This is a genomic window from Leptolyngbya sp. BL0902, assembly GCF_016403105.1.
Classification (GTDB): domain Bacteria; phylum Cyanobacteriota; class Cyanobacteriia; order Phormidesmidales; family Phormidesmidaceae; genus Nodosilinea.
Genome location: NZ_CP046155.1, coordinates 2,013,584 through 2,038,753, shown reverse-complemented (window position 1 = coordinate 2,038,753; position 25,170 = coordinate 2,013,584). Strand labels below are relative to the sequence as shown.

Annotated in this window: 26 protein-coding genes; 15 read left to right on the top strand and 11 right to left on the bottom strand. The window is 55.9% G+C overall.

The features are described 5' to 3' along the window. Positions 1–7: 7 nt before the first annotated feature. The 3 genes from GFS31_RS09060 (at position 8) to GFS31_RS09050 (ending at position 2,231) form a co-directional block, all read left to right on the top strand. Complete coding sequence (locus GFS31_RS09060) at positions 8–379, top strand: MGMT family protein (protein WP_198807844.1); 372 nt, start codon at positions 8–10, stop codon at positions 377–379. A gap of 612 nt (positions 380–991) precedes the next feature. Next, positions 992–1,291, top strand: coding sequence for a helix-turn-helix domain-containing protein (locus GFS31_RS09055; RefSeq protein WP_198807843.1), 300 nt, complete (start codon positions 992–994; stop codon positions 1,289–1,291). 91 nt (positions 1,292–1,382) lie between these two features. Further along, the gene (locus tag GFS31_RS09050; RefSeq protein WP_198807842.1) at positions 1,383–2,231 is read left to right on the top strand and encodes a metal ABC transporter permease; all 849 of its coding nucleotides are present in this window, start codon (positions 1,383–1,385) and stop codon (positions 2,229–2,231) included. A gap of 67 nt (positions 2,232–2,298) precedes the next feature. Here GFS31_RS09050 and GFS31_RS09045 read toward each other — a convergent pair whose 3' ends face one another. Then, a complete protein-coding gene (locus GFS31_RS09045; RefSeq protein WP_198807841.1) occupies positions 2,299–2,859 on the bottom strand; it encodes a DUF2854 domain-containing protein in 561 nt (186 codons plus the stop codon). Positions 2,860–3,012: 153 nt separating this feature from the next. On the opposite strand from GFS31_RS09045, the gene GFS31_RS09040 reads away from it, so the two are divergent. The 7 genes from GFS31_RS09040 (at position 3,013) to rsmD (ending at position 7,419) form a co-directional block, all read left to right on the top strand. Next, positions 3,013–3,186 carry a hypothetical protein gene (locus tag GFS31_RS09040; RefSeq protein ID WP_198807840.1) on the top strand — a complete coding sequence of 58 codons (174 nt, stop codon included), beginning with the start codon at positions 3,013–3,015 and terminating at the stop codon, positions 3,184–3,186. A gap of 70 nt (positions 3,187–3,256) precedes the next feature. Next, positions 3,257–3,574 (top strand): 2Fe-2S iron-sulfur cluster-binding protein, encoded by a 318-nt coding sequence (locus GFS31_RS09035; RefSeq protein WP_198808126.1) that lies wholly within the window; start codon positions 3,257–3,259, stop codon positions 3,572–3,574. A 12-nt stretch (positions 3,575–3,586) separates the two neighbouring features. Continuing rightward, positions 3,587–3,811 carry a hypothetical protein gene (locus GFS31_RS09030; RefSeq protein WP_198807839.1) on the top strand — a complete coding sequence of 75 codons (225 nt, stop codon included), beginning with the start codon at positions 3,587–3,589 and terminating at the stop codon, positions 3,809–3,811. Between the two features lie 101 nt (positions 3,812–3,912). After that, positions 3,913–5,034: a DUF3326 domain-containing protein gene (locus tag GFS31_RS09025; protein ID WP_225907635.1), complete on the top strand. Its 1,122-nt coding sequence runs from the start codon at positions 3,913–3,915 to the stop codon at positions 5,032–5,034. A 102-nt stretch (positions 5,035–5,136) separates the two neighbouring features. After that, positions 5,137–5,568, top strand: coding sequence for a response regulator (locus GFS31_RS09020; protein WP_198807838.1), 432 nt, complete (start codon positions 5,137–5,139; stop codon positions 5,566–5,568). 26 nt (positions 5,569–5,594) lie between these two features. Beyond that, entirely contained in the window at positions 5,595–6,812 is a 1,218-nt protein-coding gene (locus GFS31_RS09015) for a hybrid sensor histidine kinase/response regulator (RefSeq protein WP_198807837.1), read from the top strand. A 49-nt stretch (positions 6,813–6,861) separates the two neighbouring features. Beyond that, the gene (rsmD, locus tag GFS31_RS09010) at positions 6,862–7,419 is read left to right on the top strand and encodes a 16S rRNA (guanine(966)-N(2))-methyltransferase RsmD (RefSeq protein WP_198807836.1); all 558 of its coding nucleotides are present in this window, start codon (positions 6,862–6,864) and stop codon (positions 7,417–7,419) included. A gap of 104 nt (positions 7,420–7,523) precedes the next feature. Here rsmD and GFS31_RS09005 read toward each other — a convergent pair whose 3' ends face one another. The 8 genes from GFS31_RS09005 to GFS31_RS08970 form a co-directional block, all read right to left on the bottom strand. Next, positions 7,524–7,847 (bottom strand): nucleotidyltransferase family protein, encoded by a 324-nt coding sequence (locus GFS31_RS09005; RefSeq protein ID WP_198807835.1) that lies wholly within the window; start codon positions 7,845–7,847, stop codon positions 7,524–7,526. A gap of 190 nt (positions 7,848–8,037) precedes the next feature. Beyond that, positions 8,038–8,379 (bottom strand): DUF5615 family PIN-like protein, encoded by a 342-nt coding sequence (locus tag GFS31_RS09000; protein ID WP_198807834.1) that lies wholly within the window; start codon positions 8,377–8,379, stop codon positions 8,038–8,040. Then, complete coding sequence (locus tag GFS31_RS08995) at positions 8,376–8,600, bottom strand: DUF433 domain-containing protein (RefSeq protein WP_198807833.1); 225 nt, start codon at positions 8,598–8,600, stop codon at positions 8,376–8,378. Before GFS31_RS08995 ends, GFS31_RS09000 begins: the two co-directional genes overlap by 4 nt. Before the next feature lie 51 nt (positions 8,601–8,651). Beyond that, positions 8,652–8,873: a hypothetical protein gene (locus GFS31_RS08990; RefSeq protein ID WP_198807832.1), complete on the bottom strand. Its 222-nt coding sequence runs from the start codon at positions 8,871–8,873 to the stop codon at positions 8,652–8,654. 79 nt (positions 8,874–8,952) lie between these two features. Next, positions 8,953–9,213, bottom strand: coding sequence for a hypothetical protein (locus GFS31_RS08985; protein WP_198807831.1), 261 nt, complete (start codon positions 9,211–9,213; stop codon positions 8,953–8,955). Then, complete coding sequence (locus GFS31_RS08980; protein WP_198807830.1) at positions 9,210–9,485, bottom strand: hypothetical protein; 276 nt, start codon at positions 9,483–9,485, stop codon at positions 9,210–9,212. The genes GFS31_RS08985 and GFS31_RS08980 overlap by 4 nt, the downstream gene beginning before the upstream one ends. 269 nt (positions 9,486–9,754) lie before the next feature. Then, complete coding sequence (locus tag GFS31_RS08975; protein ID WP_198807829.1) at positions 9,755–11,128, bottom strand: hypothetical protein; 1,374 nt, start codon at positions 11,126–11,128, stop codon at positions 9,755–9,757. Positions 11,129–11,254: 126 nt separating this feature from the next. After that, the gene (locus GFS31_RS08970) at positions 11,255–14,635 is read right to left on the bottom strand and encodes a tubulin-like doman-containing protein (protein ID WP_225907634.1); all 3,381 of its coding nucleotides are present in this window, start codon (positions 14,633–14,635) and stop codon (positions 11,255–11,257) included. A 364-nt stretch (positions 14,636–14,999) separates the two neighbouring features. Between GFS31_RS08970 and queG the strand changes: the two genes are divergently transcribed. Then, positions 15,000–15,974: a tRNA epoxyqueuosine(34) reductase QueG gene (gene queG, locus GFS31_RS08965; protein WP_198807828.1), complete on the top strand. Its 975-nt coding sequence runs from the start codon at positions 15,000–15,002 to the stop codon at positions 15,972–15,974. Here queG and GFS31_RS08960 read toward each other — a convergent pair. After that, positions 15,966–16,619, bottom strand: a complete 654-nt coding sequence (locus GFS31_RS08960) for a TetR/AcrR family transcriptional regulator (protein ID WP_225907633.1) — start codon at positions 16,617–16,619, stop codon at positions 15,966–15,968. The genes queG and GFS31_RS08960 overlap by 9 nt on opposite strands. A 235-nt stretch (positions 16,620–16,854) precedes the next feature. Here GFS31_RS08960 and GFS31_RS08955 point away from each other — a divergent pair, with 235 nt between their 5' ends. Both GFS31_RS08955 and GFS31_RS08950 read left to right on the top strand, forming a co-directional pair. Beyond that, entirely contained in the window at positions 16,855–17,703 is an 849-nt protein-coding gene (locus GFS31_RS08955; protein ID WP_198807826.1) for a hypothetical protein, read from the top strand. 110 nt (positions 17,704–17,813) lie between these two features. Next, complete coding sequence (locus GFS31_RS08950; RefSeq protein ID WP_198807825.1) at positions 17,814–18,788, top strand: DUF1517 domain-containing protein; 975 nt, start codon at positions 17,814–17,816, stop codon at positions 18,786–18,788. Positions 18,789–18,913: 125 nt separating this feature from the next. Here GFS31_RS08950 and GFS31_RS08945 read toward each other — a convergent pair whose 3' ends face one another. Then, positions 18,914–21,421: a PAS domain-containing protein gene (locus GFS31_RS08945; protein ID WP_198807824.1), complete on the bottom strand. Its 2,508-nt coding sequence runs from the start codon at positions 21,419–21,421 to the stop codon at positions 18,914–18,916. 407 nt (positions 21,422–21,828) lie between these two features. On the opposite strand from GFS31_RS08945, the gene pstB reads away from it, so the two are divergent. Both pstB and GFS31_RS08935 read left to right on the top strand, forming a co-directional pair. After that, positions 21,829–22,632, top strand: a complete 804-nt coding sequence (gene pstB, locus GFS31_RS08940; RefSeq protein ID WP_198807823.1) for a phosphate ABC transporter ATP-binding protein PstB — start codon at positions 21,829–21,831, stop codon at positions 22,630–22,632. Positions 22,633–22,939: 307 nt separating this feature from the next. Beyond that, on the top strand, positions 22,940–25,159 hold the full coding sequence (locus GFS31_RS08935; protein WP_198807822.1) for an AAA family ATPase: 2,220 nt from the start codon (positions 22,940–22,942) through the stop codon (positions 25,157–25,159). The last annotated feature ends 11 nt before the right edge of the window (positions 25,160–25,170 follow it).

Sequence of the window (25,170 nt, the reverse complement as noted above, 5' to 3'; positions counted from 1 at the left end):
CTCAGCGATGCTGACCTACGAGCGCATCTATGCCATCGTCCGGCAAATTCCCCCCGGACAAGTCGCCACCTATGGCCAGGTAGCCGAACTGGCGGGACTCTTTGGCAAGCCGCGCCTGGTGGGCTATGCCCTTTACCGAGTGGACATGGACAAGGATGATGTGCCCTGGCAACGGGTGATCAACGCTAAGGGGGAAGTCTCCGAATCGCCCTTTCGTAACGGCACCGATGACCTTCAGCGGGTGATCCTAGAGGATGAGGGCATTGAGTTTGATGCTAAGGGTCGCATTGACCTCCAGCGCTACCGCTGGCAACCCTCACAAGATCTCATAGCAACCGCCCTGCGCCCGGTGGTAGAAGCGGAAATCACAGACGAATAGGACTAAGCTTTTGGAGAACCTTCATCCCTGCCGGATGCTCAATCCCGGTCACTACGGATGTGGAATACCGCTTTGCTAGGCCCAACCTTCTTTGGAGATAGGCGGTTGGAGTGTCAGGAGCCCTGACCTCTACGTGAACCTTGCTGTAGGGGCACGGTTTTCGCGCCCGCCGCAGAATCTTTTGTCAGCCAGTCAGCTTAAAAGGTCTCAAAGGTAAGCAATCTATTCTGAAAAGATGACTTTTTGGAGATTTTAATTACCTCCTTATGGCTTTAGCTCCTGACTTAAACCCTGTCTTTCATGGCGTTGATGATCTGATTCTGGAAATCAACCTAGGAAAAGATTGGCGGATAATAGAAAAGCATCGACTCCCTCTGGAGAGCAATAATTTACTTTTTTCTGTCAAAATTACAGCATACCTTTCTGCCCTTGAACGAGGCTCAGAAATCACATAAGCTAAGATCAGAGTGCATCAAAACCTAGGCTCAATCTCAGGCAAGACATAGTCTGGCTATCACAAAAAGCCCTGATACTGAAAATAACCTTACCTGATGCCCTCACTCTATGGTCTCTTTTGTGGGTATGCTAATGTCGGATATTGGTCGCTCAAGGATGTCCATCACAGAGGATATGGAAGTAGCTAAACTGGCTCAGACATCGGAACAAGATCACTTTTGTGAAGTTGCTGCTTATTTATATCAAGTACGTCTAGAGCAAGGGCTCACCATCATTGATGTGGCCCAGCGGAGTTCTCTATCTCCTGCGTTGATTCAAGCCATTGAATGCCGTGATTTTCGCAATTTGCCCGGAACATGGCCCATCGGGATTTGCATTCAGCGCTATGCCGATGCCCTCGGCCTGAAGGGGGCTGAGGTATCGAGCGGGCTATCTCGTCGAGCCAGCGCCCGCTAGGGTGGAGTAGCCCTAGGGCTGGGGGGCTCGGTTGGGCACTAGGTCAGCAATCTCCTAAGATGGCGATGGCCCTTTCAACCAACATTGCCCTATGGACGGGTTGCTCAGTCCGCTCAGCTACGATTTCATGCGTCAGGCCCTCGTTGCCAGCGTTCTAGCGGGGATTCTCTGCCCTGTGGTAGGCACTTATCTCATCGTGCAGCGTATGGCCATGCTGGGGGATGTGGTGGCTCACGGCGTTTTGCCCGGTTTGGCCATTGCCCAGGTGCTGCGCCTACCGATGCTGCTGGGAGCCTTTGCTATGGGCCTATGCAGCACCGCTGTAATTGCCTGGATTCGCCGCCAGTCGCGCATCCAGGCCGACACCGCCATGGCGATCACCTTCTCCACCTTTTTTTCCCTTGGGATTACCCTACTCACGGTGCTGCAAACGCCCATCAGCCTAGAGCAAGTGCTGTTCGGCGATATTCTCAGCATTGTGCCCCAGGATCTCTGGCAAATTGCGCTGATTACGGTGATCGTGCTGACGGGGGTGAAGCTGTTCTACAAGGAACTGCTGTTTTTTACCTTCGATCCCCTGGGGGCTGAAGCCCTGGGCTTGCCCGTTCAGCGCATTAACCTGGGCCTCACCGCTGCCCTCACCCTGGCCATTATTGCGGGGATAAAAACCGTGGGCGTTATTTTGGTGGTGGCGCTGATGGTTGGCCCCGCCGCCACCGCCTACCTTCTGGTGACGGAACTACACTGGATGATGATTGGCGGCGCTGGGTTTGGGGTGTTGTTTGGCGTTATTGGGATGTACGGCAGCTACTACCTCGACTTGCCCTCTGGCCCCGCCATTGGTCTCACGGTTTTTGTTGGGTTTTTGCTGGCCCTGCTGTTCAGCCCCCGTCAGGGCATCCTCACCCGTGGTCTGCGCCGCCGCATGGCCGGGGAATAACTTTATCGCCCCTGTCCCCGTCGCTGCCTCAGCCCAAACCACGATCAGCGCCAACCCGCTGGGCTGTCTAGGCGTCAGCGGCGGGGAGCACCGTCACTAGGGCGAGGTTCACCTTGTCTTCGGCAGGGGCATTGAGTTCGGCCCGCACCCCCGGCCCAAAGAAGGTTTCGATTTTGCCCTGCTTTTCGACCCAGGTGGAGAAGGGCACCGTGGGCGAATCAAACTCCAGCACCAGGGCATAGTTGCCGTCCATCTCCACTTCGCAAATGCTGCTGAGTTCTGGGCATTCGTCCCCCGTGGGGCTGAGGCCCAGCTTTTGTAGCGCCACATCCAAATGGGCTTCCTGGCCGTAGCGGTAGCGGGTGACATCTAGGCGCACCTGATTTTGGGTGGGGGTAGCCTGGGCTTCCCGCAGGGCGATCACCTCCGGCGAGGGGGGTTGGCTGTAGGATACGGGCTCTAGTTCTGCTGCCCGCAGCGCCAATCCCCCCAGCAAAATGGGAATGCCATAGAAAAATCCGGCGAGATTGAGGGTGGCGTTGGCCTGAAAATAGGCCACAAAGCCCACGATGGTTAGCCCTCCCCCAATCGCCAGCAGCACCAGACTTAGATTAATTCGGCCCAACATAGCAGTCCCACGTTCACATCACTCCCTTCATCATGCCCCCTTGGCGGCGAGAAGGGTAGGGGCAGCAGAACTCCCGACTTCTGACTCCCCACCGCCCCCAAAGTTGTTTATCTTATCTAAGGACGACCCTAAGCACGACGGTGGAACAACGCTATGGATGCACAGACCATTCGGGACAAGGTAGAAGCGATTAAGGGTAAGCGAGACGCCCTGATTCGGTTGCTGGAGCAGCCCGACTTAGGCACCCTCCGCATTGATGTAAACCAAGCCCTAGAGGAAATGGACGATTTGCTGGAAGAATTTGACCGCACTTTCCCGGCGGGATGATAGGTTGAATAGTTGCATAGTTGCTATGCAGCACACCCCACTCAGTCACTACCATCGAGCAATTCCCACTATGGCCACCAGCTACAGCGTAGAAATTCGTCACCAGGGCACCACCACCACCATTGCGGTGCCGGAGGATCAAACCGTTCTGGAGGCGGCCCATGCGGCGGGGCTGGATTTGCCCACCTCCTGTGGGGCGGGGGTGTGTACCACCTGTGCGGCTCTGGTCGTTGAGGGCACGGTGGATCAGCCCGACTGCATGGGGGTGAGCCCCGATCTACAAGAACAGGGCTATGCGTTGCTCTGCGTGGCCTACCCCCGCTCTGACCTCAAAATTGAGACCGAAAAAGAAGACATCGTTTACCAAAAGCAGTTTGGCAAGGGCTAAGGCGCTGATTCCATGTCCTGCCATCCCCACGTTTTCAATTTCCCAACCCTCAATACGCACTTCATCACCCTGAGCCTATCCTTGGCTGACCTCAAGGCTGACCCCGTGACCACCGTGGAAACAGCCTTAGGTCAGGTGGGAGAGCCCTTGCGTTGGGCCATCACCCAGGTCGATGAAGCGGCGGGCTTGGCGACGGTGGAGGCCGTTGTCACCACAGTAGAGGTGCCATCACGGTAGATTTAGACGCCCCCGGCAAATCGGTTGCCCTAGGCCCAGGATGAGACAAGTTTTTAGGGATAGCAACGGCAGGCGGCAAGGTAGCGGAAAGGGTTGAGGGGATGATGAGCGGATTTTCGGGGCATGGGTTTCGGCCCTACACGGCGGTGATGGTGGTGCCGACGGGGGTGGGAGCGGCCATTGGCGGCTATGCGGGGGATGCCCTGCCAGCGGCGCGGGTGGTGGCCTCGGTGGTAGATCGGCTGATTACCCATCCCAACGTGATGAATGGGGCGCAGTTATATTGGCCCCTGCCCAATGCCCTGTATGTGGAAGGGTATGGGCTCGATCAGTTTGCGGCGGGGCGATGGGGGCTGCGTCCGGTGCATCGCAACCGCATTGGCCTGGTGCTAGATGCCGCCATCGAAGACGATCTGCGCGGACGCCACATCCAAGCCGCCGAAGCCACCCGCGCCACCCTGGGCCTAGATTTGCGGGACTATGTGATCACCGATGCGCCCCTAGGGGTAACGCTACGGCAGGCAGAATCCGGGGCCACCTGGGGCACCCTAGAGCGGCCCGATAGTCTGCTGCGGGCGGCAGAAAAAGCCATTGCCGCTGGGGCCGATGCCATTGCGGTGGTGGCTCGCTTCCCCGATGACGAGGATGAAGCCGACGTGGAAACTCTGCAAAACTATCGCCTAGGCCAAGGGGTTGACCTCGTAGCCGGGGCCGAGGCGGTGATTAGTCATTTGGTGGTGCGTCGCTTTGGGGTGCCCTGTGCCCATGCTCCGGCCCTTAGTCCGCTGCCGTTGGATCCGCTGGTATCGCCCAAGGCGGCGGCGGAGGAAATTGGCTACACCTTTTTGCCCTGCGTGCTGGCGGGGCTGAGCCGTGCGCCGCAGTTTGTCACCCGTGGAGATCGTGGCGCGGGGGATATGTGGGCCGATCAGGTAGACGCCATTGTGGTGCCTGCGAGTGCCTGCGGGGGCGGTGCCGTCCTTAGCCTCAGCCGCACCCACACCCTGGTGATTGCCGTGGCGGACAACACCACGACGCTGAACGTTCCCCTCACAGCCCTGGGAGGATCGCCCGTGACCGTGGCCTCTTACCTGGAGGCCGTCGGGGTCATTGCTGCCCATCGAGCTGGGGTGCATCCCCAAGCCCTAACCCCCCAGGTGCCTCACCTTGCGCCCTGGATAACCCCTAGGACGGCTTCGGTGCTGCCCCAGAACACCCCTTAGAGCAGGGGCAAGGCTCTCCCCTAGGGCAGATTGAGGCTATTGGTATCGCTGCTTACAATGGGGCCAGATGGGGAAGAATGATGACCCTCGGAGCACCGAACGATGCCAGAACGAACCGTGAACGTCCTCTTGGTGGAGGATGACGAAGTTGATGTAATGAATGTAGAGCGGGCCTTTCGCCGCCAAAATATCCACCATCCGCTCTATGTGGCCCACAACGGCCTCGAAGCCCTAAATATGCTGCGAGGAGCCGCTGAGGCCGAAGCGCCCCTGCCCAAGGATCGACGGGTAGTGCTGCTGGATATCAACATGCCCAAAATGAATGGCCTAGAGTTTTTGCGGGAATTGCGCCGGGATGATACCCTCAAGGCCACCCCCGTGGTAGTGTTGACCACCTCCGACGCCGACCAGGATCGCCTCGAAGCCTATCGCCTAAATGTGGCGGGCTATATCCTCAAGCCCGTCGCCTTTGCCACCTTTGCCGAGGTGATTGCTTCCCTGAACGACTATTGGGCTATCTGCGAGATTCCCTAGCCTCCGCCCGCATCCCCCTTAACTCCATGATCGAATCGCTAAAACTGCTGCTGGTAGACGATGACGAGGTGGATCGGATGGCGATTTGCCGCGCCCTGGAGCGGTCGGCCCTAGCGGTGACGGTGACGGAAGTGACCCATGCCGAGCAGGCCCTCGCCCAACTGCGGCAAGCGTCCTACGACTGCGTATTTTTGGATTACCAACTGCCGGATCGCGATGGCCTGACGCTAATTCGGGATCTGCGGGGGCAGGGCGTCACCATTCCCCTAATTGTGCTGACGGGCCAAGGAGATGAGCAGATCGCCGTAGACCTGATGAAGGCCGGAGCCAGCGATTATCTGGTCAAGACGCGGGTATCTGCCGACCGACTGGCCCTGCTGCTGCGGAATGCCCTCCGGGTCTATGCCGCCGAGCAGCGAGAGGCCCAAGCCCAGGCCAAACTCCAGGAAAGCAACCGCCTGCTGACCCTGCAAAATGAGGAACTGGAACGCCAACGTCGCTACATCGAAAACCAAAACCTAAAGCTGCTGGAAGCCTACCGAGTGAAGTCGGAATTCTTGGCCACCATGAGCCACGAACTTCGTACCCCGTTGAACGCCATTTTGGGGTTTTCCCAAATCCTCGAAAGCCAGTCTAAGGGCAACCTCAACCCTCACCAGGCAGAGATGGTGCGGCGCATCTTCGCCAATGGCAAAACCCTGCTCGCCCTCGTCAACGACATTTTGGATCTCTCCAAACTGGAGGCCCAGCGGATGACCCTCATGGCTGCCCCGGTAAATTTCCATAGCCTGGTGACGTCGGTGCTGTCGGACTTACAATCCCTCGCCCAGGTCAAGGCCCTTTCCCTAGAGGCCACCCTAGAGCTAGACGATCCAATCCTGATGAACGACGAACGCCGCCTGCGCCAAATCCTCACCAACCTGGTGTCCAACGCCATCAAGTTCAGCGACCAGGGCCAAGTGCACGTCTCCGCCGCCATTGCGCCAAATCGGGCCAATGCCATCCTCCTCACCGTCGCCGATACCGGAATCGGCATTCCCCCCGACCAGCGCCCCCATATCTTTGAAGCCTTTCGCCAGGGCGACCAAACCCTGCGCCGCCGCCAATCGGGCACCGGGCTAGGGCTAGCCATCGTTCAATCCCTCGTGACCCTCATGGGCGGTACCATCACCGTCGAAAGCCAGCTCGGCCAAGGTTCTACCTTCGCCGTCACCCTGCCCCGCCAAATCGCCGTCCCTCGATAATGCCGCCCTTCCCTGGGCCTGGGAGCAACCAGACTGATAGGATTATCCTATGCTGCGAATTTACGGTAATCGTGCCCTCAAAACCCTCCCTGGCGAGGCCACTCGGCCCACAGCGGCACGGGTGCGGGAGGCGCTGTTTAACATTTGGCAGGGGCGAGTGGCGGGCTGTCGCTGGCTGGATCTCTGCGCTGGCAGTGGAGCCATGGGAGCCGAGGCGCTGTGTCGCGGAGCCGCTGAAGTCGTGGGTATCGAGCAATCCGCCGCTGCCTATGCTGTGGCACGGGAAAACTGGCAGCGCGTGGCCCAGCCTGACCAGGTGTTTCGTCTCTTCAAAGGCGATGTGGTGAACCAACTCTCACGGCTGAAGCACCAGCCCTTCGACCTCATTTACTTTGATCCGCCCTACATCAGCGATCTCTACGACCCCGTTCTAGAGCGCATTGCCCGCTATGGGCTGCTAAACCCCACCGGAGAAGTAGCCGTAGAGCACGGAACTAACGGCTGGCAACCGACCGAAATTTCCGGTTTAACTTTGGTGCGCCAAAAGCACTACGGCACCACCCATCTCGCTTTCTACCAAGTCTCATCCCCCGATAATTCGCCTTAGCCACTTCCGGCAACCCAGAGCAATTTTGCCCTGTGTGACGCTACCCTCCAGACAATGCCCGAAGGTCTGTGCAGGTTGTTTCATCAAGAATATGCTGTAGGTATTCACGGGCGGATGGAGACATATTCAACCTCCTCCAAGATACGTGGGCCAATGTAAGGACTTAAGGATTCGACCGTAACAAGGTCAATGGTTCGGCCAAAGAGATCTTCTAGGAAAAAGGAGAGATTCATAAAGTTGTCAAAGGTTTTTTGGTCTGGCTCAAAGGCGACCAAAATATCAACGTCGCTTTGAGGATGGATTTTAGCGTCTCGAACAAAGGATCCAAAAATGCCGCAACGCTTAACACCAAAGTGGTATAGTTCCTGATCATGCTCTTGGAGCAAGGCCAGAGCTTGGGCCTTTGTTTGTACGGGTGTTGTTGACATAGAATGCTTACCCTAATATCGAGATTTTGGAAATTTAGGCATCATCAGTAGTAATCAGATTCTCTAATACTAAACTATATAATCGCGGGAATTTCAATTGTATTTCCACTCTAAATCTGAGTAGTCTACTGGCTCTAACAACGCATTTTTGTTGGGCTTTTCTAGTGCGTGCCCTAGGCTAATATTAATTTTAATCTCCACCAATTTCCACTAAGGATTCACCTGAGCATAGGATTTCTAAAGCCGTGGGTAGAACAGAACCCAAAATCTCTCGCAACCGAGCATTTGAGGTGTTGCCACAGGTTAGCCAAATGATTTGAGGGGGTGGCCCAAGGCGATCAACCAGATCAACAAAGTCTCTATCTTTGGTCATAAAGATGACAGATTGCGACTTTGCAGCCTCGAAGATGTCAGGATCTTCGGCATCCCGTAATCCAATATCTCGAAGTGCCACTGCGGTTACATCAAAGTTATCCGTTATCCAGGTTGCTAGGGCTGGGGAAAGATGCGCGTCGATCCAGAGGGTTGTCATGCGACTAGGATGGGATGATTGAGCTTCCGGGCAGCATAGGTTAGGGAGGCTTGGATGTCTTCCATTTCTAGATCTGGCAGATCTTCTAAAATTTCTTCGGCACTTAAGCCTGCTGCAAATAAATCTAGGATGTCAGAGACCCGGATTCGCATACCGCGAATGCAAGGGCGACCTCCACATTGCTTTGGATTGATGGTGATTCTTTCAAGTAGCTTTGACATTTTAAAAGACCTCAGGAAGTTCAATAGTTACTATGTCACCCGGATTATAAATCACTCGACTATCTCCTCATCGTCGGAAAATGAAGTCATGGCGTATTGCAAGGAAAACGTGGTGAGATCACGTTGATCTTGTTCTGTCCAAGTGCCGCTTTCGTCCACATTGATGGTTTCCTGAACAAGGCTATTTAGAATTAGCGTCGCCAGTTGTAATCGTTCGTTAGACGATAACGTTGATAGAACGTGATCATAGATTTTCTGGATTTCAGTCGGCATTTTTTGTATAGTCCTAAGCTCAAGGTCTCAATTGATGAAGATTTTGATTGAGTTCTGTGCTCGGCTTTTATCCTGAAACCTAGGATGCAAAGGCAGGGATTTTTAGAGGCACAACGGCTGTGTATAAATCGAACAGGGTTTCGCTGCCGTCTCCTAAGGTAACAATGTCGGAGGCACTCCAAGGTAAGTTGAGCGTGGTGATGATTGCTGATGGTAAGGACAGAAACCCAGTAAATCCTGTATCAATTACCGCTTCGATGGCTTGTACATTCTGATTAGAGCTACCCACAACAACCGTCAGAGTTGCTTCACGCCGTAAATTGACAACCCCTTGCATCATGGTGTTTTTTTCAAGCTTCGCGCCCCAAAATGATCGACGGCACGATGTCCGATCCGAATCACCCAGGGTTGTGCATCAGGATGTCGTTCAAAGAGTTGATTAGTTGCAGGCACAATGTTCTCATCAACCTCGAAATCACCTGTTTCGATGTCAATGGCTACTATTTTACCCTCGTTTCCAGCTTCGACTTGTTGCCGAATGCTAGTCTCATACAGTTCTTGCCCTCGTCGGGCGAGTTCTTCTTTGCTGTAACGTCGTTGTCGAACGGTCATAGAATTGTCCTCAATTGTGATGGTGTTATTCTATTTTGAGTTTTCGATGTGGAAGGTGATGCAAGGAAAAGTACAGAGGATGGTTTTGGTTTTCTCTGTCATTGCAGAAGATTTGCTAAATCAGTAATGGCGGGATGCTTGGCAATTAGGCGTTACCAGTAGTGGACGAAGATTTCGGTGATAAATTTAAATGCCATAAAAGTTTCAGACTTTATTTATTCGCTAATTTAGATTAAATTCAACATTTCTAGCAATATATTTTTGGCTTTTTAATCCGCTTTTGATGATTCTTTACTCGTTTTGCTAGGTTGAAAGAAATCTAAGTAAAGAAATCGTATATCTTCATAAAATAAAGGCAATACAGACCAGTCATATCTTTTTATGAAAGATATTTGTCTGGAGACAAAAAATCTAATAAACCGACTTCCTAAACTTCTCTTGCCCCTATCGAAATCAGATATGGCATCCTTTAGATGTTGATCGGTCATTATACCTTCAAGAAAATCTTTACTCATCAAGGAAAAAGATTCTATCATTCCTTCTCGCTTCTTTAATACGCTGCTGCGATGTTCTAAAAGTATACTTTCAAATATGCGTTCATAGTTCAATCGAGCCTTTCGTCTAGCTTCTGCGATTATATGAATTGGATAGTCTAAAAAAATAGCCTTCTTGTCAATTCCATTTTTCTTTGCCAAATCATCGGCCTCTTGAATACACAAGCCCACTAATACGCTACTCTCATAGCTATTTCTTTGTTCCTGAGTCCATACAATATCTCTAGTGACTGGAAAATCAAGACTTCCAAGAATAAGAACCTCAAAGAATTTCTTTTTGGCCTCAAGGGAAATTCCTTGTCGCAGATATCTTAGTAGACCATTCAGATGAGCAATATGTTCATCCACTAAATCTTCAACGGATAAAGAATCTAGGGTCTTTCCATAAATATTTTCATAAAACTCTTTCCACCAATCAGATTTTCTCTTCTTCTCAAAGAAATTGAATCTTTGAGGATCTGACAGAATAGAGTTCTTTACTTTATGTACCTCTTGATTAAAATGTATATCTAGCCTCCTCGAGCTGAATACTTTTGATACTGCTTCAATCAAAAAATCAGGATTATCATGTATCGCTCCGTTGATTTTGTTGTATTCAATTTTCTTCTTTAAGTTGCTATCTGTTATTATCCAATCTTCAGTAAAGGGATCGTCAAATATGGTTAAATCAAATATGCCGCAACAATAGTCTCCACGCGAACTTTTTCCTGCCGCTGTGTTGTACCATCCATCAAGCATAGAGGGAATCTTAGAACTCTTTTGTGTGCCTATCGCAAAATATTTTTGGCAACGCAAAAACGCTTTTTCAAGCTTTTGAGTATTCTGTCCTCGATTAATTAACTCAAAAGGTGAAAGCTGTTTGGTTGGTGAAAAATTGTATTCGACCCTTTCCTCGCACGGTTTGCCGTCCCGAGGATGAACAAATGCAGCAGGTACATGATGGCCGTTCCTTGTATAGCTTCTTCGGAAAGTGAGTGTTGCATGGCATTCAGGGCATTGAAATATTCTTTTAAAATCCTGATGCTGAACGCGATCCGCTATCACTTTCTGGAATTGATTGTTGGAAAGAACCATTAAAGCTTCGTGCATTTATATTTCTGCTTTGAATTGACAACATTTAAATGAAGACTATTAGATTCTTAGCTTCTAGGATTAGACTGCTCTTACAGATCAGATCCCAGGGTTCTTGAAGAACCCTGGGATCTCGGTGTGGCCCTAAGCCAACTCTGATCGCACATTCTCCTCAATAATGGCCACCTGCTCATTGGTCAGGCCCAGTTCTTCCTGAAGTTCCAGCAGTTGGGCTTGTTCTTCTAGGTCAATGTCGCCATCATTTTCGATGAAAGCCCGGAACATCAGGGCATATTCAGCGGCGGACTGTTCTAGGGTGTCTTGGGGTTGGAACTGGGCGGCAATGGCATTGGCCTGTTCCACCGAAACACCGTACCTCACCCGGAATTTTTCCAGCAGTTCTAGCTCCGTAGCAGAGGGATCGCCGCGACGGTAGCAGGTTTCGACGAGCTTGGCGTATTTGCCCAGGTTCTCATCGGTGGAGGCAGCGGCAGGGGCAGAGGATGGCGTGACCGGGGCAGAGGTCACGGGGGGCGGAGTCGTGGGTGAAGGCGTCATGGGACTCGTGGCGGCGGGGGCGGGATTTTCGCCGGGAATAAAGAGGCGGTGGGTGGTGACGAAATTGGAGATTGCCGCTTGGATGCGTTTGTAGTCCTCGCTGTCGGAGCCGCCGGGGAGGGTGCGTTCCTGCTGTTGTAGGTAGGCCATCACCTGGGTGTAGAGGGCTTGCTTTTGGGGTTTGGTGGCGGCCTGTTCGCCGATGGCGCGGATGGCGTTGTCCAGGGTTTCGGCGAGGCGGCGGTTTTGGTCGGTGAGCAGGAAGTCCTCGGCCTCCTCCCAGGTGGTGCCCATCACGTCGGTTTTGTCGAAGCCCGTCAGCTTATCACGGTAGGTGAACTTGATTTCCGCAAAGCCCGTCACCCGGTTTTCCTCCTCGCGCACCAGGCCCAGGGCGTTGGCCAGCATCAGGTTGTAGCGGGCCTGCCGTTCGTTGCTGGTTTCGGGCATCACGTCGCCAAACTGGCGGTAGTCTTGGTGGGTGTGGAGGGGGTTGTGGTCGGCCTGGGACACGGCGCGGTAGAGGGATCGCATCCGTTCCATGCCCTCAATCATCCGCAGCGGAAAGGCTCCGGTTTCCTGCACAAAGTAGATGTGGTAGGGGTCGTTGAGGGGGCGAATTTCCTTGTCGGTGACGGTGCTGGTTTTGCGGATCATCGGCAGCAGGGCCGACACGGCGGGGTCGGTGGGTTTGCTGCCGCCCTGGATGCCGACGAGTTTTTGGTACTTCTCCAACTTGTCGTCCCAGCCCAGCTTTTTCTGCTCCTGGCTGAGGCGCAAAAAGGCTTCGGATTTCTCAAAGGTGGTTTTGATTTGGGCCTCCTGCATTTCCACGGTGGGGTATTGTTCGAGGAACTTGCGGGCGGTGGAAATGTCGAGCTGACTGCGGCGGCGAAACACCTCCATCGATTGCCCCAGCAGCCGTTCGTAGAGGTCTTTGGTCTTCAGGGCATCGAAGGGATAGAGGTCGAACAGGCGCAGGCGCAGGTCTTCAAGCACCTGTTGGGAGAGGGTTTGGCAGAGGGTTTCTTCCTGGTCGGCCACGGTATTGCGGTAGGCGGCGTCGATTTCCTTTTCGTCGTAGAGCAAAATGCCGTTGACGGTGAGCCCCCCGGTTTCGCGGGTGTAGACGCGCTCCTTATCCTTGAGTTCAGCCTGGACGTTGGCCAGCACGGTTTCAAAGGCGGTGAGGTCTACCAAAAGCTGGTCAATTTCCTCCCGCAGGCCATCCAGCAGCATCACCCCCAGGGTGCGGGCCTTGACCTCCACTTTGGAGACATAAATCTGCTCTAGCGCCTGCATGATGCCCGTGAAATCATCTTCAATGACCTTTTTGCGGTTGAGCATCAGCATTTGCTGGGCGTGGTTATCGATCTGTTTGAGCAGGGTTTGCAGGGCATTTTGGGCCGAACGTTCCTTGGGCAACCAATTTTTTTGACGATCTTGATCAAACTTGCTGCGGAAGTCGGCAAAGACTTCAATTAACACTTCCAAAAATTGCCGGGTAAACTTTGGCCCCCGAAAGCGATCTTCCACCATTTGATACACCGTGGCCCGCAGTTCCTTGCGCTTTTCAGGAATGAGCCAGCTTAGGTTATCCCACATTTTTTGGAAGTAGTCGCTCCAGCGCTTGGGATCGGTGCCCGTGTCGTGGAAGTGGGGGGCATATTTCTCCTGTTCGTTAGAGATAAACCGCTGCAAATTCTCGAAGGGAATGTTCAAATCATTGCGGCGTTTGCGAATCCCCGCTACCCAGTCTGCTACCTCCTTGGCGTAGGGCTTTTTGTTGTCGCCCATGCTGATGCTGTCGATGATTTGGTGATCGTGTTCCGATTCTGCCAAAAACAGTCCCGGCAAAATTTCCGTGCGAATCAGGTCGGACATCGCCGAAGGGGCCGGGGTGGGGTTACTCCACCAATCCACCAACTTGCCCGCCAGCCGTGCCGAACAGGCATTCAACACCCGCTCCACCGGAAACTGAATGCTGGACAGGCCAAAGCTCATGAAGTTTTGCGGATAGCCCAGGGCATCGGGGCTGGCCCAATGTTTACGCACGTTATCCCGCACCAGCTTCTTGTATTGGCTAAAGCCGGAGCTAAAGTCTAAAAACACGTTCTGAGCCACCATTTCCAGCACATCCCCTAACGTCGGGAACGTCACTTTATCGTTGCTGTTGCCCACCAGGTAGGTGAAGTTGAAGGGCACATCCAGGCCGCTCTGGCTGGTGATGCGGTCGCTTTGGCTGTCGCTATACTGCGCGTCAAAGCGGGTGTCGCCCCGGCTGAAGTGGTTGAGTTCCATCAACGCCGCGTAGGCATTGGCAATCACCCGATCCCCCAACCCCGAAAACGCTCCCGGCAGTACCAAAAACGAACTGGTCTGAGGCAGTTCCGAAATCGGCACCCAGTCCCGCAGGTTGTAGGCCAAATCCAGCACCATGCCGGAACCCGTGCCGCCAGACAGGGAGCAGACCACAAAAATATTGATGCCCTTATCTAACTGAACCTTCCAGCGATCCAGCATGAACTTTTCGTGACCAACAATGCGCCCCTTGGCCTTATTGAAATAGTCCTTAATCAGCGGATAGTTGAGGGCAAAGGCAAACCGCCCCAGGGCGCGAATCTGACCCGCCCCCGCCAAAATCGAGTCCGTCCCTTTTAATTCGCTGGGGAACCATTCGTCCAAATAGCTATAGGCCGACAGCTTATTGAGAATCGCCTTAGCATCCTCCACCTTGGCCCAAATCTGCTCAATGGGCCGCAGAGAAATATCTTGTTTTAAGACCGTTTGCGCCTCAGAAACCCGCGCATTTTGTTCGGTATCAATGTGCAAAAACGACACAATCGGCAGCGCATCCAGGGAGCCATACTGCTCCACAATCATGCGGCGGATTTTAATCAAAATCTCTTTGCCAGTCCCCCCCAAACCGATGATTACCGTGGGGGTCATGCCTGTGTATTCGCTCATAGCTGGGGCACCGAAGGGATAGGTGAGGGGTGATTGAAGCGGACGTGCTTTTAGTCTAGCTAGGGAGCTACGTCCCTGCCCTCACCCCAAATCCCTCTCCCAAGCTGGGAGAGGGACTTTGAATCATAATTTTCCGGCCTCCCTTTCCCTAAGGGAGAGGGGCTGGGGGTGAGGGCCGTTTCCCCTAAGCTAGACCAGCCTTAGGGAATGCCCCCGTAATCTTCAAGAAAATTCGAGAATTCAGGACACTATCCCCATGAAATCGGGCTGGCTGGGGGCATCGGGGGCTGGTGCATCCCTGGCGTATCGCTACCTCATCAACGCGCTAGCCCTAGACTAGAGACGGACGGAGTTGTGGTGGCTGATGAACGTTCCCCCTAATCGCCAACAGGTGACGGATTATGCTCTGGGCCTGGGGTTTCACCGAGTGGGTATTGCGGCGGTGGAAGCATCGCCTAGCGATACTGAGCAGACGGCGGCAGATCACCTTCAGCAGTGGATCAAGGAAGGCTACCAGGCGGATATGGCCTGGATGGACAGCCCCAAACGGCAAAATGTGCGCCAGGTGTTGCCTGGGGTTCGTTCAATCATCTGTGTGGCGCTGAATTATTACACCCCTCATCCTCAGCCCACCGATCCAGCCCAGGGCAAAATCTCCCGCTACGCCAGGGGGCGAGACTATCACCGTGTGTTGCATAAGCGGCTGAAGGCCCTATCTGACTGGCTAGAGCAGGAGGCCCAAGCAGCGGGGCACCCGGTGCAGGTGCGCTACTATGCCGACACTGGCCCGGTGCAGGACAAATTCTGGGCGCAGCAGGCGGGGCTGGGCTGGCTGGCCAAAAACGGCAATGTGATCACCCGTCAGTACGGCTCCTGGGTGTTTTTGGGCGAACTGCTGACCACCCTAGAACTAGAGCCCGACCGCCCCCACCCCAACCATTGCGGCACCTGCACCCGCTGCCTAGACGCCTGCCCCACCGGGGCCATCACCCAGCCCTACGTGGTGGATGCCAACCGCTGCATTGCCTACCACACCATCGAAAACCGCGCTGATACCCTGCCGGATACCATTGTTCCTCACCTGAAAAACTGGGTGGCTGGATGCGACATTTGCCAGGAGGTTTGCCCCTGGAATATCCGCTTTGCCCAGCCCACAGATGTGGCGGAATTTCAGCCCTATCCCCATCATCTATCCCCATCTTTGGCGGATCTTGCCCAGATCTCAGAGGCCGAATGGGACGAACGCTTCCGAGCCTCGGCCCTGCGGCGCATTAAGCCTGCCATGTGGCGACGCAATGCCCAGGCCATCCTGCAAAATGGGGAGCCATCTTCACCCTGATCTATCGCCAGCAGGAAGATCACAAGACATCATGGCGCGAGAAGCAGTCGCGAGGGCAGAGCCAGTGACCAAATCCACCAGGCTATCTACCAATCGCTGGGCGTCTAGGGGCAGCAGGGTGTGGCCATGCATGATGCGCTGGGAGAGGATATAGAAGGCTGTGGATCCCAATAGAATATGGGCCATGGCTTCGGGGTCGGCGAGGTGGAGTTCGGGGCGGGTCTTGAGGTAGGTTGTGAGTTCTTCGATGGCGGGCTTGGTCAGGTGTTCGATGAAAGCCTGGGCGAGGTGCGGAAACCGGGCCGACTCTCCAGCCACCAGGCGCACAAAATTTTGATAGTCGAGATCCTGTACTTCGCTGTCGATAGCTTTGGTCATGACCTGGCGCAGCACCACCGCAGGCGGCCCCTGGAGCGTTTCGTTACCCATGACCTGCTGGCAGCGGGTTTGAGCCACGTATTTCACCAGCGCATGGAATAGCCCCTCTTTATCGTGGAAATGACTGTATACCGTGGGTTTAGAGACTCCAGCAGTAGCCGCTACTCGATCCATACTGGTGCCTGCATAGCCATAATGCAGAAACTCCTGCATGGCTCCCTTGAGGATTTGCGTTGCTTTGTCGTTCCGTTCCAAGCTTTGGCCCACCTGTGATGTCCTCTCGCCGTTGGGAAATGGGGATCGAGCGCAGTACATCGGTGCCACAATCCCGCCCGTTGGCTACCCTGGTGAATCTATCTTACAGAGGTCTGGGAAAGGACAGAAGAGGGTGGACGGTAGAAGGGCGGCAGTTTGGGCAAGGCTTGATATAATTTCTGGGATCATCGCCAATCAATGACCCTGGGATCCCGTTGGCCGCCTACTGTTACGGGTTATATTTGCCATGCCTTCCACCATCGACGATATTGACCTCCAGGCACGCCAGGGCAGCGTGGCCGCCATTATTCAGCTTCTCAACGAGCACTTTGCTCAGGATGGCATCCGCACGCGGGCAGTGCAGGATAACGGCGTGCTGCAACTGCTCGTGGAAGCCGCGACCGCCGATCAGTTGCCCCAAGCCACCGTGGTCGATCAGGTCAAAACGGTGCTGGAGTCGATCAGCCCCAAGGGCATTACCAAGGTCAACATCAATAGTCGCATTGTGCAGGAACAGCAGCTCCTCTGGCTGGACGAGATTAAGCGAGATCCAGAAAACAGCTTGCTGTGGGCCGAACCCGTCACCCTCAAACGGCCCAACCCCCTGGTGCGGCTGTGGCAGGATGCCCGCACTCCACGCCAGCGCACGCCCTTTTTGGAGGATGTGCCCAGCCCGAAAACCATGGCTAGTCGGTCGGCCTTTTGGCGGGGGCTGATTGGTGGGGCAAGTTTGGCCCTGCTGCTGCTGATTGTGGGCTGGGCCACCAAAGACTGGCTGCGGGCTAGCCTAGATGGACTGTCTTCACCCGATACCGACAGCCCCACCGCCCCCGTAACTCCGGCCATTCCGGCGGATCAAGATCCCTTTGTGTTGGCCGTTCGCATTGCCCAGCAAGCGGTTGAGGACGGAAAATCAGCCACCACCACCGCCGACTGGCTGGATCTAGCGGTGCGGTGGCAGCGGGCCTCCGATTTGATGGCCGACGTGCCCCCCGAGGACGAGCGCTACCCCATCGCCCAGGATCGCATCGCCGTCTATGCCAGCAATAAAACCTTGGCCCTAGAAGAAGCCGAACGGATGCAATCCGCCGAATAGTACGGCTTTCCCACCCAGCTAAGGGCCGCTTGGCCCTAGCTCCTGGGGACGGGCGCGGTAAAGTATAGAAATATGAACCAACGCCTGACATTTCCGGTGTTTATAACGCTATGCTGCAACGACTTTTTCAACGCTTGACGCTGCCACGGGTCAAACCCCTCTGGAAACCCCTGCTTGCCCTTGGGCTAGCCGTCGTCTTGGTCTTTGGCCATGCCGATGGAGCCTGGGCGGCCAAGGCCGGAGGGCGCATCGGTGGCGGCAGCTTCCGGGCTCCGGCTCCTCGCATGGCCCCGGCCCCGACTTCTCGCGCTCCGGTGGGTGGCGGGGGCTACTATCCCGGCGGGGGCTTCGGCTTTGGCTTTCCCTTCTTGTTTCCCCTATTTGGCTTTGGGGGTGGCTTTGGCGGCTTGTTTACCCTGCTGATGGTGTTTGCCATTGCCAATTTCCTGGTGAACAGCTTCCGGCGATCTGGGGACGGAGATGACGCGATGCCCATCGCCGCCTCCAGCAATCCTCCGGTGACGGTGGCCAAGCTGCAAGTGGGGCTGCTGGCCAATGCCCGCTCCCTCCAGGATGACCTCAACCGCCTCGCCCTCACTGCCGATACGGGCAGTACCGCTGGGCTAGCCAAGCTGCTGCAAGAAACCACCCTCTCCCTGCTGCGCCACCCCGACTACTGGGTCTACGGAGCCAGCGAAGATACCCAAACCCGTCTACTGAGTGCCGAGCAGGAATTTAACCGCTATACCCTGGCGACCCGCAGCCAACTCACAGAGGAAACGCTGTCCAACGTCAACAGCCAGATTACCCAAGCGACGGCCAAGGCTACCCTGCCCGGCCAAGCCGACGATTGGGCTACCCCTGGGGAGTATATTCTGGCCACGCTGGTAGTCGCGGCCCAAGGCAAGCTAGACCTGCCCGACATTCGCTCCACCGATGACCTGCGGCGAGCCCTGGGCAAAATGGGAGCCATTGCCAGCGATAACCTTCTGGCGGTGGAAGTGCTGTGGACGCCCCAGCAGTCTGGGGAAACTCTCAGCGCTGATGAAATGATTGCAGAATATCCTAACCTGAAGCTGCTGTAGCACCAGGAAGCGCCAGAACAGGTCTGGCTGGCTAACGCCTCTGTAGGATTAGGATGAACCTGCCTGCCCCCGCCCAGCCTAGGACGGGGGCTTTTTGATGGCATCGCCTAGGCCATCGAGACGGGCTAGAGGAGGCGAACCCAGTAGCGGTTGCGACCCCGACGCTTGGCTTGGTAGAGGGCGGCATCGGCGGTGGCAATCAGCTCCTCCATCGACTGGTCGGGGTCGGGGACTGTGCTGGCAATACCGATGCTGACCGTGAGATAATCGCTGATCTCCGACTTGGGGTGGGGGAGTTGGAGGTCAGCCACTTCCTGCTGGATGGCTTTTGCCACGTTTTCGGCTCCGATGCGGTTAGTGTTGGGCAAAATGACCCCAAATTCTTCGCCGCCATAGCGGGCGATCAGGTCGGCGGATCGCTTCACCGCCCGACTGGCTGCTTCGGCAATGGCAATCAAGCCTTCATCCCCCTGCTGATGGCCAAAATGGTCGTTGTAAAGTTTGAAGTAGTCTACGTCAAACAGGATCAGCGATAGGGGCTGCTGCTCTCGCACCAGACACTGCCACGATTGTTCTAGGTATTGGTCGAAGCGGCGGCGGTTGGGGATGTGGGTAAGGCCATCTAGGGTGGCGAGGCGCTCTAGTTTTTCGTTGGCTTCCTGGAGGGCGGTTTCTATCTGCTTGCGGTCAGTGATGTCAATGCAGTTGCCCACCACGCCATTGATGTTGCCGTTGGTGTCGCGGAAGGGGTTGACCAAAATTTGGTACCAGCGGCTGACGCCATGCACGTCGGCAATTTCCTGCTCCGATTGATAGGGTTCTGCGGTATCAATCACGTGCTGATTGATGCGGTAGTTTTCCTCGGCTTCTTGGGGAGAGACATTCGGGTTCATCTCCACATCCTGTCGGCCCAGCATGGCTTCGGGGGTCATGCCGTGGAGGGCGGCGCTGGCTTGGTTGGCCATTTGAATGCGGCTCTCTCGATCCTTGACCACAATGATGCTAGGGATGCTGTCGATGACATTTTGCAAGAACTGCTTTTGGCGGGCGAGGGCGGCTTCGGTCTGCTTCAGCTCCGTCACGTCCCAAAACACCCCCTGCATCCCCACAATGGTTCCGTTTTCGTCGTAGAGAGGCGTTTTACACATCTGAAGGTAGTGGGTTTCCGAGCGGCCTGGGGGAACGTAGATCTCAACCTTGTTGAGGGCCGATCCGGTGGACATCACCCCTTCATCGTCCTCTACATAGCGCTGGGCTTGGGCGGCGGGGAAGAGGTCAAAGGCGGTCTTGCCTAGGCAGTCCTCGGAGGTGCAGTTAATCAGGCTGAGGTAGGCCGGATTTGTAAAGGTGAGGCGGTGCTGTCGATCCAGCCGATATAGGCCGTGGGGCAGCACATCGGTCAAGGAACGATAAAGGGCTTGGCTCTCCCGCAGGGCTATCTCTGCCTGCTTGCGCTCGGTAATGTCTCGCACGATGATCAGCACTTCATCTTCACCGCTCATCACGAGGCGGGCCTCCTCATGCCGCCACCCCATCGAGGTCTCAAAGCGGTACTCATACTGCTGAGGCCGACCTGTATCTAGGGTGAGATGGATATAGCGCATGCGCTCGGCCACCATATCGGCGGGCAACACCTCCGCCAGAGAGCGGCCAAGTTGGGTGCTAGGGGGGGCAAGCATCGCCACGGATCCGGTACTCAAAACATCCAGGCAGATCCCGTCTCGGTTGTAGCGCATCAGCAGATCTGGGATGGCTTGGAGAATGACCCGCTGGGTAATCTGGGCCTGGTGGAGGGCATCGGTGCGCTGGGCCACCGTGGCTTCTAGGGTGTGGCTATAGTCTGTAAGTACCTGCTGCGCCTGTTGTCGGGTCGTAATGTCTTGAAACGCGGCCACGGCAAACTCGACCCGCCCCGTGCGCTCAAAAATGGGGGTGCTGGCCATCTCCACAGGAATACTGTGGTTGCCCTGGCGTAGAATCAAATCGTCGGCCCAGCCCCGATCTCCGTGGAGGGATTGGGTCACAGGTAGCTCCTCGACAGGATAGGGCTCCGCGCCATCGGCCCGGTAGGCTAGAAAGGTCTCGGCTAAACTGAGGTTCGGCACCGAGGGTAGGTTCTCTAAGCCCAGCATACGACGGGCCTCAGCACTGGCAAACACCAGTTGACCGTTCCGGTCGTAAACCACAATGCCGAGGGGAATGGCGTCTAGAAACTCGCGCCAGCGCTGCTCACTGGTGGCGAGGGCTTGGTTAAAGTATTCCAGCTCGGCGAAGGAGCCTTGAAGCTGAGCCGCCATGTGGTTAAAGGCCAGCATCAACTGGCGCATTTCTCCAAAGCGTGAGGGCTGCAAGGGCGGGTGCCACTGGCCTTGGGCCATCGCCTGGGCTGCCCGCTTCAGGGTTTGTAAAGACTGCAACAGCCGATCGATGGCCAGCAGCCCCACCCCCATGGCAGCGATGATAACCACTAGGCTCAGGATGCCAAGGGCTTGCCAGTCTGGACGATAGCTGAGAAAGATGATCAGCCCTACCACTCCGGCCATTTGCAGCGCCAAAACGGCCAGCATCAGGGTACGGAGGGAAAGGGACGCGAACTGGGGGCTAAAGCGTCCAGAGGTAGGAGGGGTGGACACGGATATGATCGGCGAAAGAATTCTAAGCAAAGCACCCTAACCTGGTCTTTTAAGGATAAAGCGACCCACCGATAGCGCCATCTGTGAGGACAGCCATTGGTCTCCACAGATCAAGAAACGACCGACCGAATCAGGACGCTTCTCCCTTAGCAGCAGGCTATACCCGTTGCCCCAGGTCGGTAACATCACCCGTGGCAGCATCATAGGCATGACTTCCGCCGCTTGCAGTGATCTGGCGCAATGACGAGTGCCCCACTCTGGCCTCAGCCCAGAACTTGGCCAAAGGTGCTTAGCCTCGTCTTAACCCCAGGTCGTCCCATCCCCTGCAATGATAGTAAAAACTATGATCGCTGTGTCCTGTCCTTTGGTTCCCTACCGTTTACTGTCGCGCAATTTTGGGTATTTCCATGGCTAACCTGTCTGCCCCTAGCTCCACCAGCCTTGCCCTCCGGGCCGAGGGCCTCAATGTTTACTATGGCCCTACCCTAGCCGTTCGCGACGTTAACCTTGATATCCCCACCCGCGATATTGTTGCCTTCATTGGCCCCTCAGGCTGCGGCAAAAGCACGGTACTCCGCTGCTTTAACCGCATGAACGACCTGATCCCTAGTTGCCGCGTGGAGGGCCGCGTTACCTTCCACGGCCAAGACATCTACAGCAAACAGGTTGACGCGGTTAGCCTGCGTCGCCGCATTGGCATGGTGTTTCAAAAGGCGAACCCCTTTTCCCAATCTATCTACGAAAATGTGGCCTGGGGAGCCCGCATCAATGGCTATCAAGGCGATATGGACGAACTGGTGGAAACCTCGCTCCGTAAAGCCGCCGTGTGGGACGAAGTGAAAGATAAGCTGCGAGAGAGTGGCCTTTCCCTCTCCGGTGGCCAACAACAGCGCCTTTGCATCGCCCGCGCCATCTCCATCCAGCCGGATATTATCCTCATGGATGAGCCCTGCTCGGCCCTCGACCCCATCTCCACCATCAAGGTTGAGGAAACCATGCAGCAACTCAAAGCGGACTACACCATCATCATCGTTACCCACAACATGCAGCAGGCGTCGCGGGTGTCCGACCGCACCGCCTTCTTTAACGCCGAAGCCACCAACCGAGGCGGCAAGGTGGGCTTTTTGGTCGAGTATGACCGCACGGAGGTGATCTTCAACAACCCCCAAGAGCAATATACCCGCGACTATGTCTCTGGACGATTCGGCTAAGGCCCAGAGATCTAGCTAACTGCCCAAAGATTCTGCCTGTTTGTCAGGCTCCGTAGGCTTGCATCACCGATGAATAGGGTTCTGCAATCAGCCTAGGTCAACTAGAGATGGCTGGCAGGAGCCTATTTTGGGGTCACATTTTAGACTACAGGGAAGCCTTGATTGTTTAGCATCACCGGGCTACCATCCCTAGCGCTTGGGAAATGAGAGCATATGGGAAATGAGGTAGGCAGCTTGTCTACTGTGGTGTGTTGGCCTATGTTCCCGCAGGATATAAGCCGGAGTGTGTGTTGAAGGTGGGCTAACTATGGATTTGTTTGACCACAACCGCCAAGCCCAGATTGACCGGGAAGCTCCCCTGGCGGCGCGGATGCGGCCTCGGACGTTGGATGAGTTTGTTGGCCAGGATGCGGTGGTGGGGCCGGGGCGGTTGCTGCGGCGGGCGATTCAGGCGGATCAGTTGTCGTCGTTGATTTTCTTTGGCCCACCGGGGACGGGCAAAACCACCCTGGCCCAGATTATTGCCAACACCACCAGCGCCCACTTCATTGCGGTGAATGCGGTGCTGGCGGGGGTGAAAGACCTGCGGGAGGGCATTGCCCAGGCCCAGGATTTGCGGGGGCGCTATGGTCGGCGCACGATTTTGTTTGTGGATGAGGTGCATCGCTTCAACAAGGCTCAGCAGGATGCGCTGCTGCCCTGGGTGGAGAATGGCACGGTGATTTTGATTGGGGCCACTACGGAAAATCCCTATTTTGAGGTGAATAAGGCGCTGGTCAGCCGTTCTCGCCTGTTTCAGTTGCAGTCCCTAGGGCCGGAGGAATTGCGGCGGGTGGTTCACCAAGCCCTGACCGACCCAGAACGGGGCTACGGCAATCGGCCCATTCACCTAGAGCCAGACGCCTTGGAGCATTTGGTGAACGTGGCCAATGGCGATGCGCGAGCCTTGCTGAATGCCCTGGAACTGGCGGTGGAAACCACACCTCCCGACAACGCGGGCAACATTACGATTCCCCTGGCTGTCGCTGAAGAGTCGATCCAGCGGCGGGCGGTGCTCTACGACAAGGAAGGGGACGCCCACTTCGATACCATCAGCGCCTTTATTAAAAGCGTGCGCGGTTCCGACCCCGATGCCGCCCTCTACTGGCTGGCCCGCATGGTCTATGCCGGGGAAGATCCTCGGTTTATTCTGCGGCGGCTGATTATCCTCGCCAGCGAAGACGTGGGTTTGGCCGACCCCCAGGCGGTGGCGGTGGTGACAAGCTGCGCCGATGCCTTCGACCGCATCGGGATGCCGGAGGGGCGCTATCCCCTAGCCCAGGCGACGCTGTATTTGGCGACGGCCCCCAAATCTAACAGCACCATGGGCTTTTTTGAGGCGCTGGCCACGGTAGAACGGGAGCGCGAAGCCGCCGTACCCAACCCCCTGCGGGATGCCAACCGCGACAAGGCCGACCTAGGCCACGGCCAGGGCTACCTCTATCCCCACGCCTACCGGGATCATTGGGTGGCGCAGCAGTATTTGCCGAACGGCCTCCAGGGGCAGGTGTTCTATCAACCCTCCAGCCAGGGCTACGAAGCGGCCCTGCAAACCCAGGTGGCCCAGCGGCGAGAGGCCCAACTAGCGGCCTTGGTGGATGGCTCCAGCGGGTTGCCGGACGTGCTCACCTACAGCCCCGACGATCCGGCGCGAGACCGCTGGCTGCAACGCACCCTTAGCCAAGCCGGAGTGCAACTGGGTCAGGTGCGGGATCGTCTGTTTGACCTGGCCCCACCCCAGCGCCATCACCGCATTTTGGATCTCCACGCCCGCACGGGATTGCTGACTTGGGAAGCCCTGCGCCGCGTGCCCGAAGGCCAGGTCTACGCTAGGGTTCACAATGCCCAAGACTACGAAGCCCTCGCCGAGCAAGCCGCCGCCCTGCCGGAACTCCACCGCCCCGCCCTCGTCCACGCCGACTACGAAGCCCTCTCCGCTTACCTCGCGGCCCACAGTCCCGATCTGGCCTTTGAGCGTATCGTAGGCCGCAACGCCTTTGGCCAAGCGGTGAACCGGGAGCGGTTTGTGGACATTCTGCGGCAATGGCTGGCCCCAGGGGGCGTGGTGCTGCTGGTGGAAACCATCCCCCGCCACAGCCAGCGCATTTCCAGCCTGGTGGATGCCTCGTCCCTCAGCAAAGCCCTGGTCAAACGTTGGCAGCAAGCTGAAGAAAACGCCTTGGCCTCCAGCGATGATCCCCGATTTAACTGGCAGGCCGACACCCTAGAAACGCTCTTTCATCAGGCCAGATTTACCGTGCAGCTTTCCACCAACCGACTGCACACGGGAATCTACCTGTCCGAAGCCCTTTTACAGCGCTGGTTTGCGGTGGATCACCATCCCCCCAGCTACCGCGATCAAATTGCCCCCCATCTGTCCGAAAAAGATTTAGCCGCCATCCAAACCCTCTGCCAACGCCAGCTCACGGCCCAAACCATCGACTGGCAATCCACCCTGGTCTACCTGAAAGCCAGCCTAACCGCCTAGAGTAAGTTAAG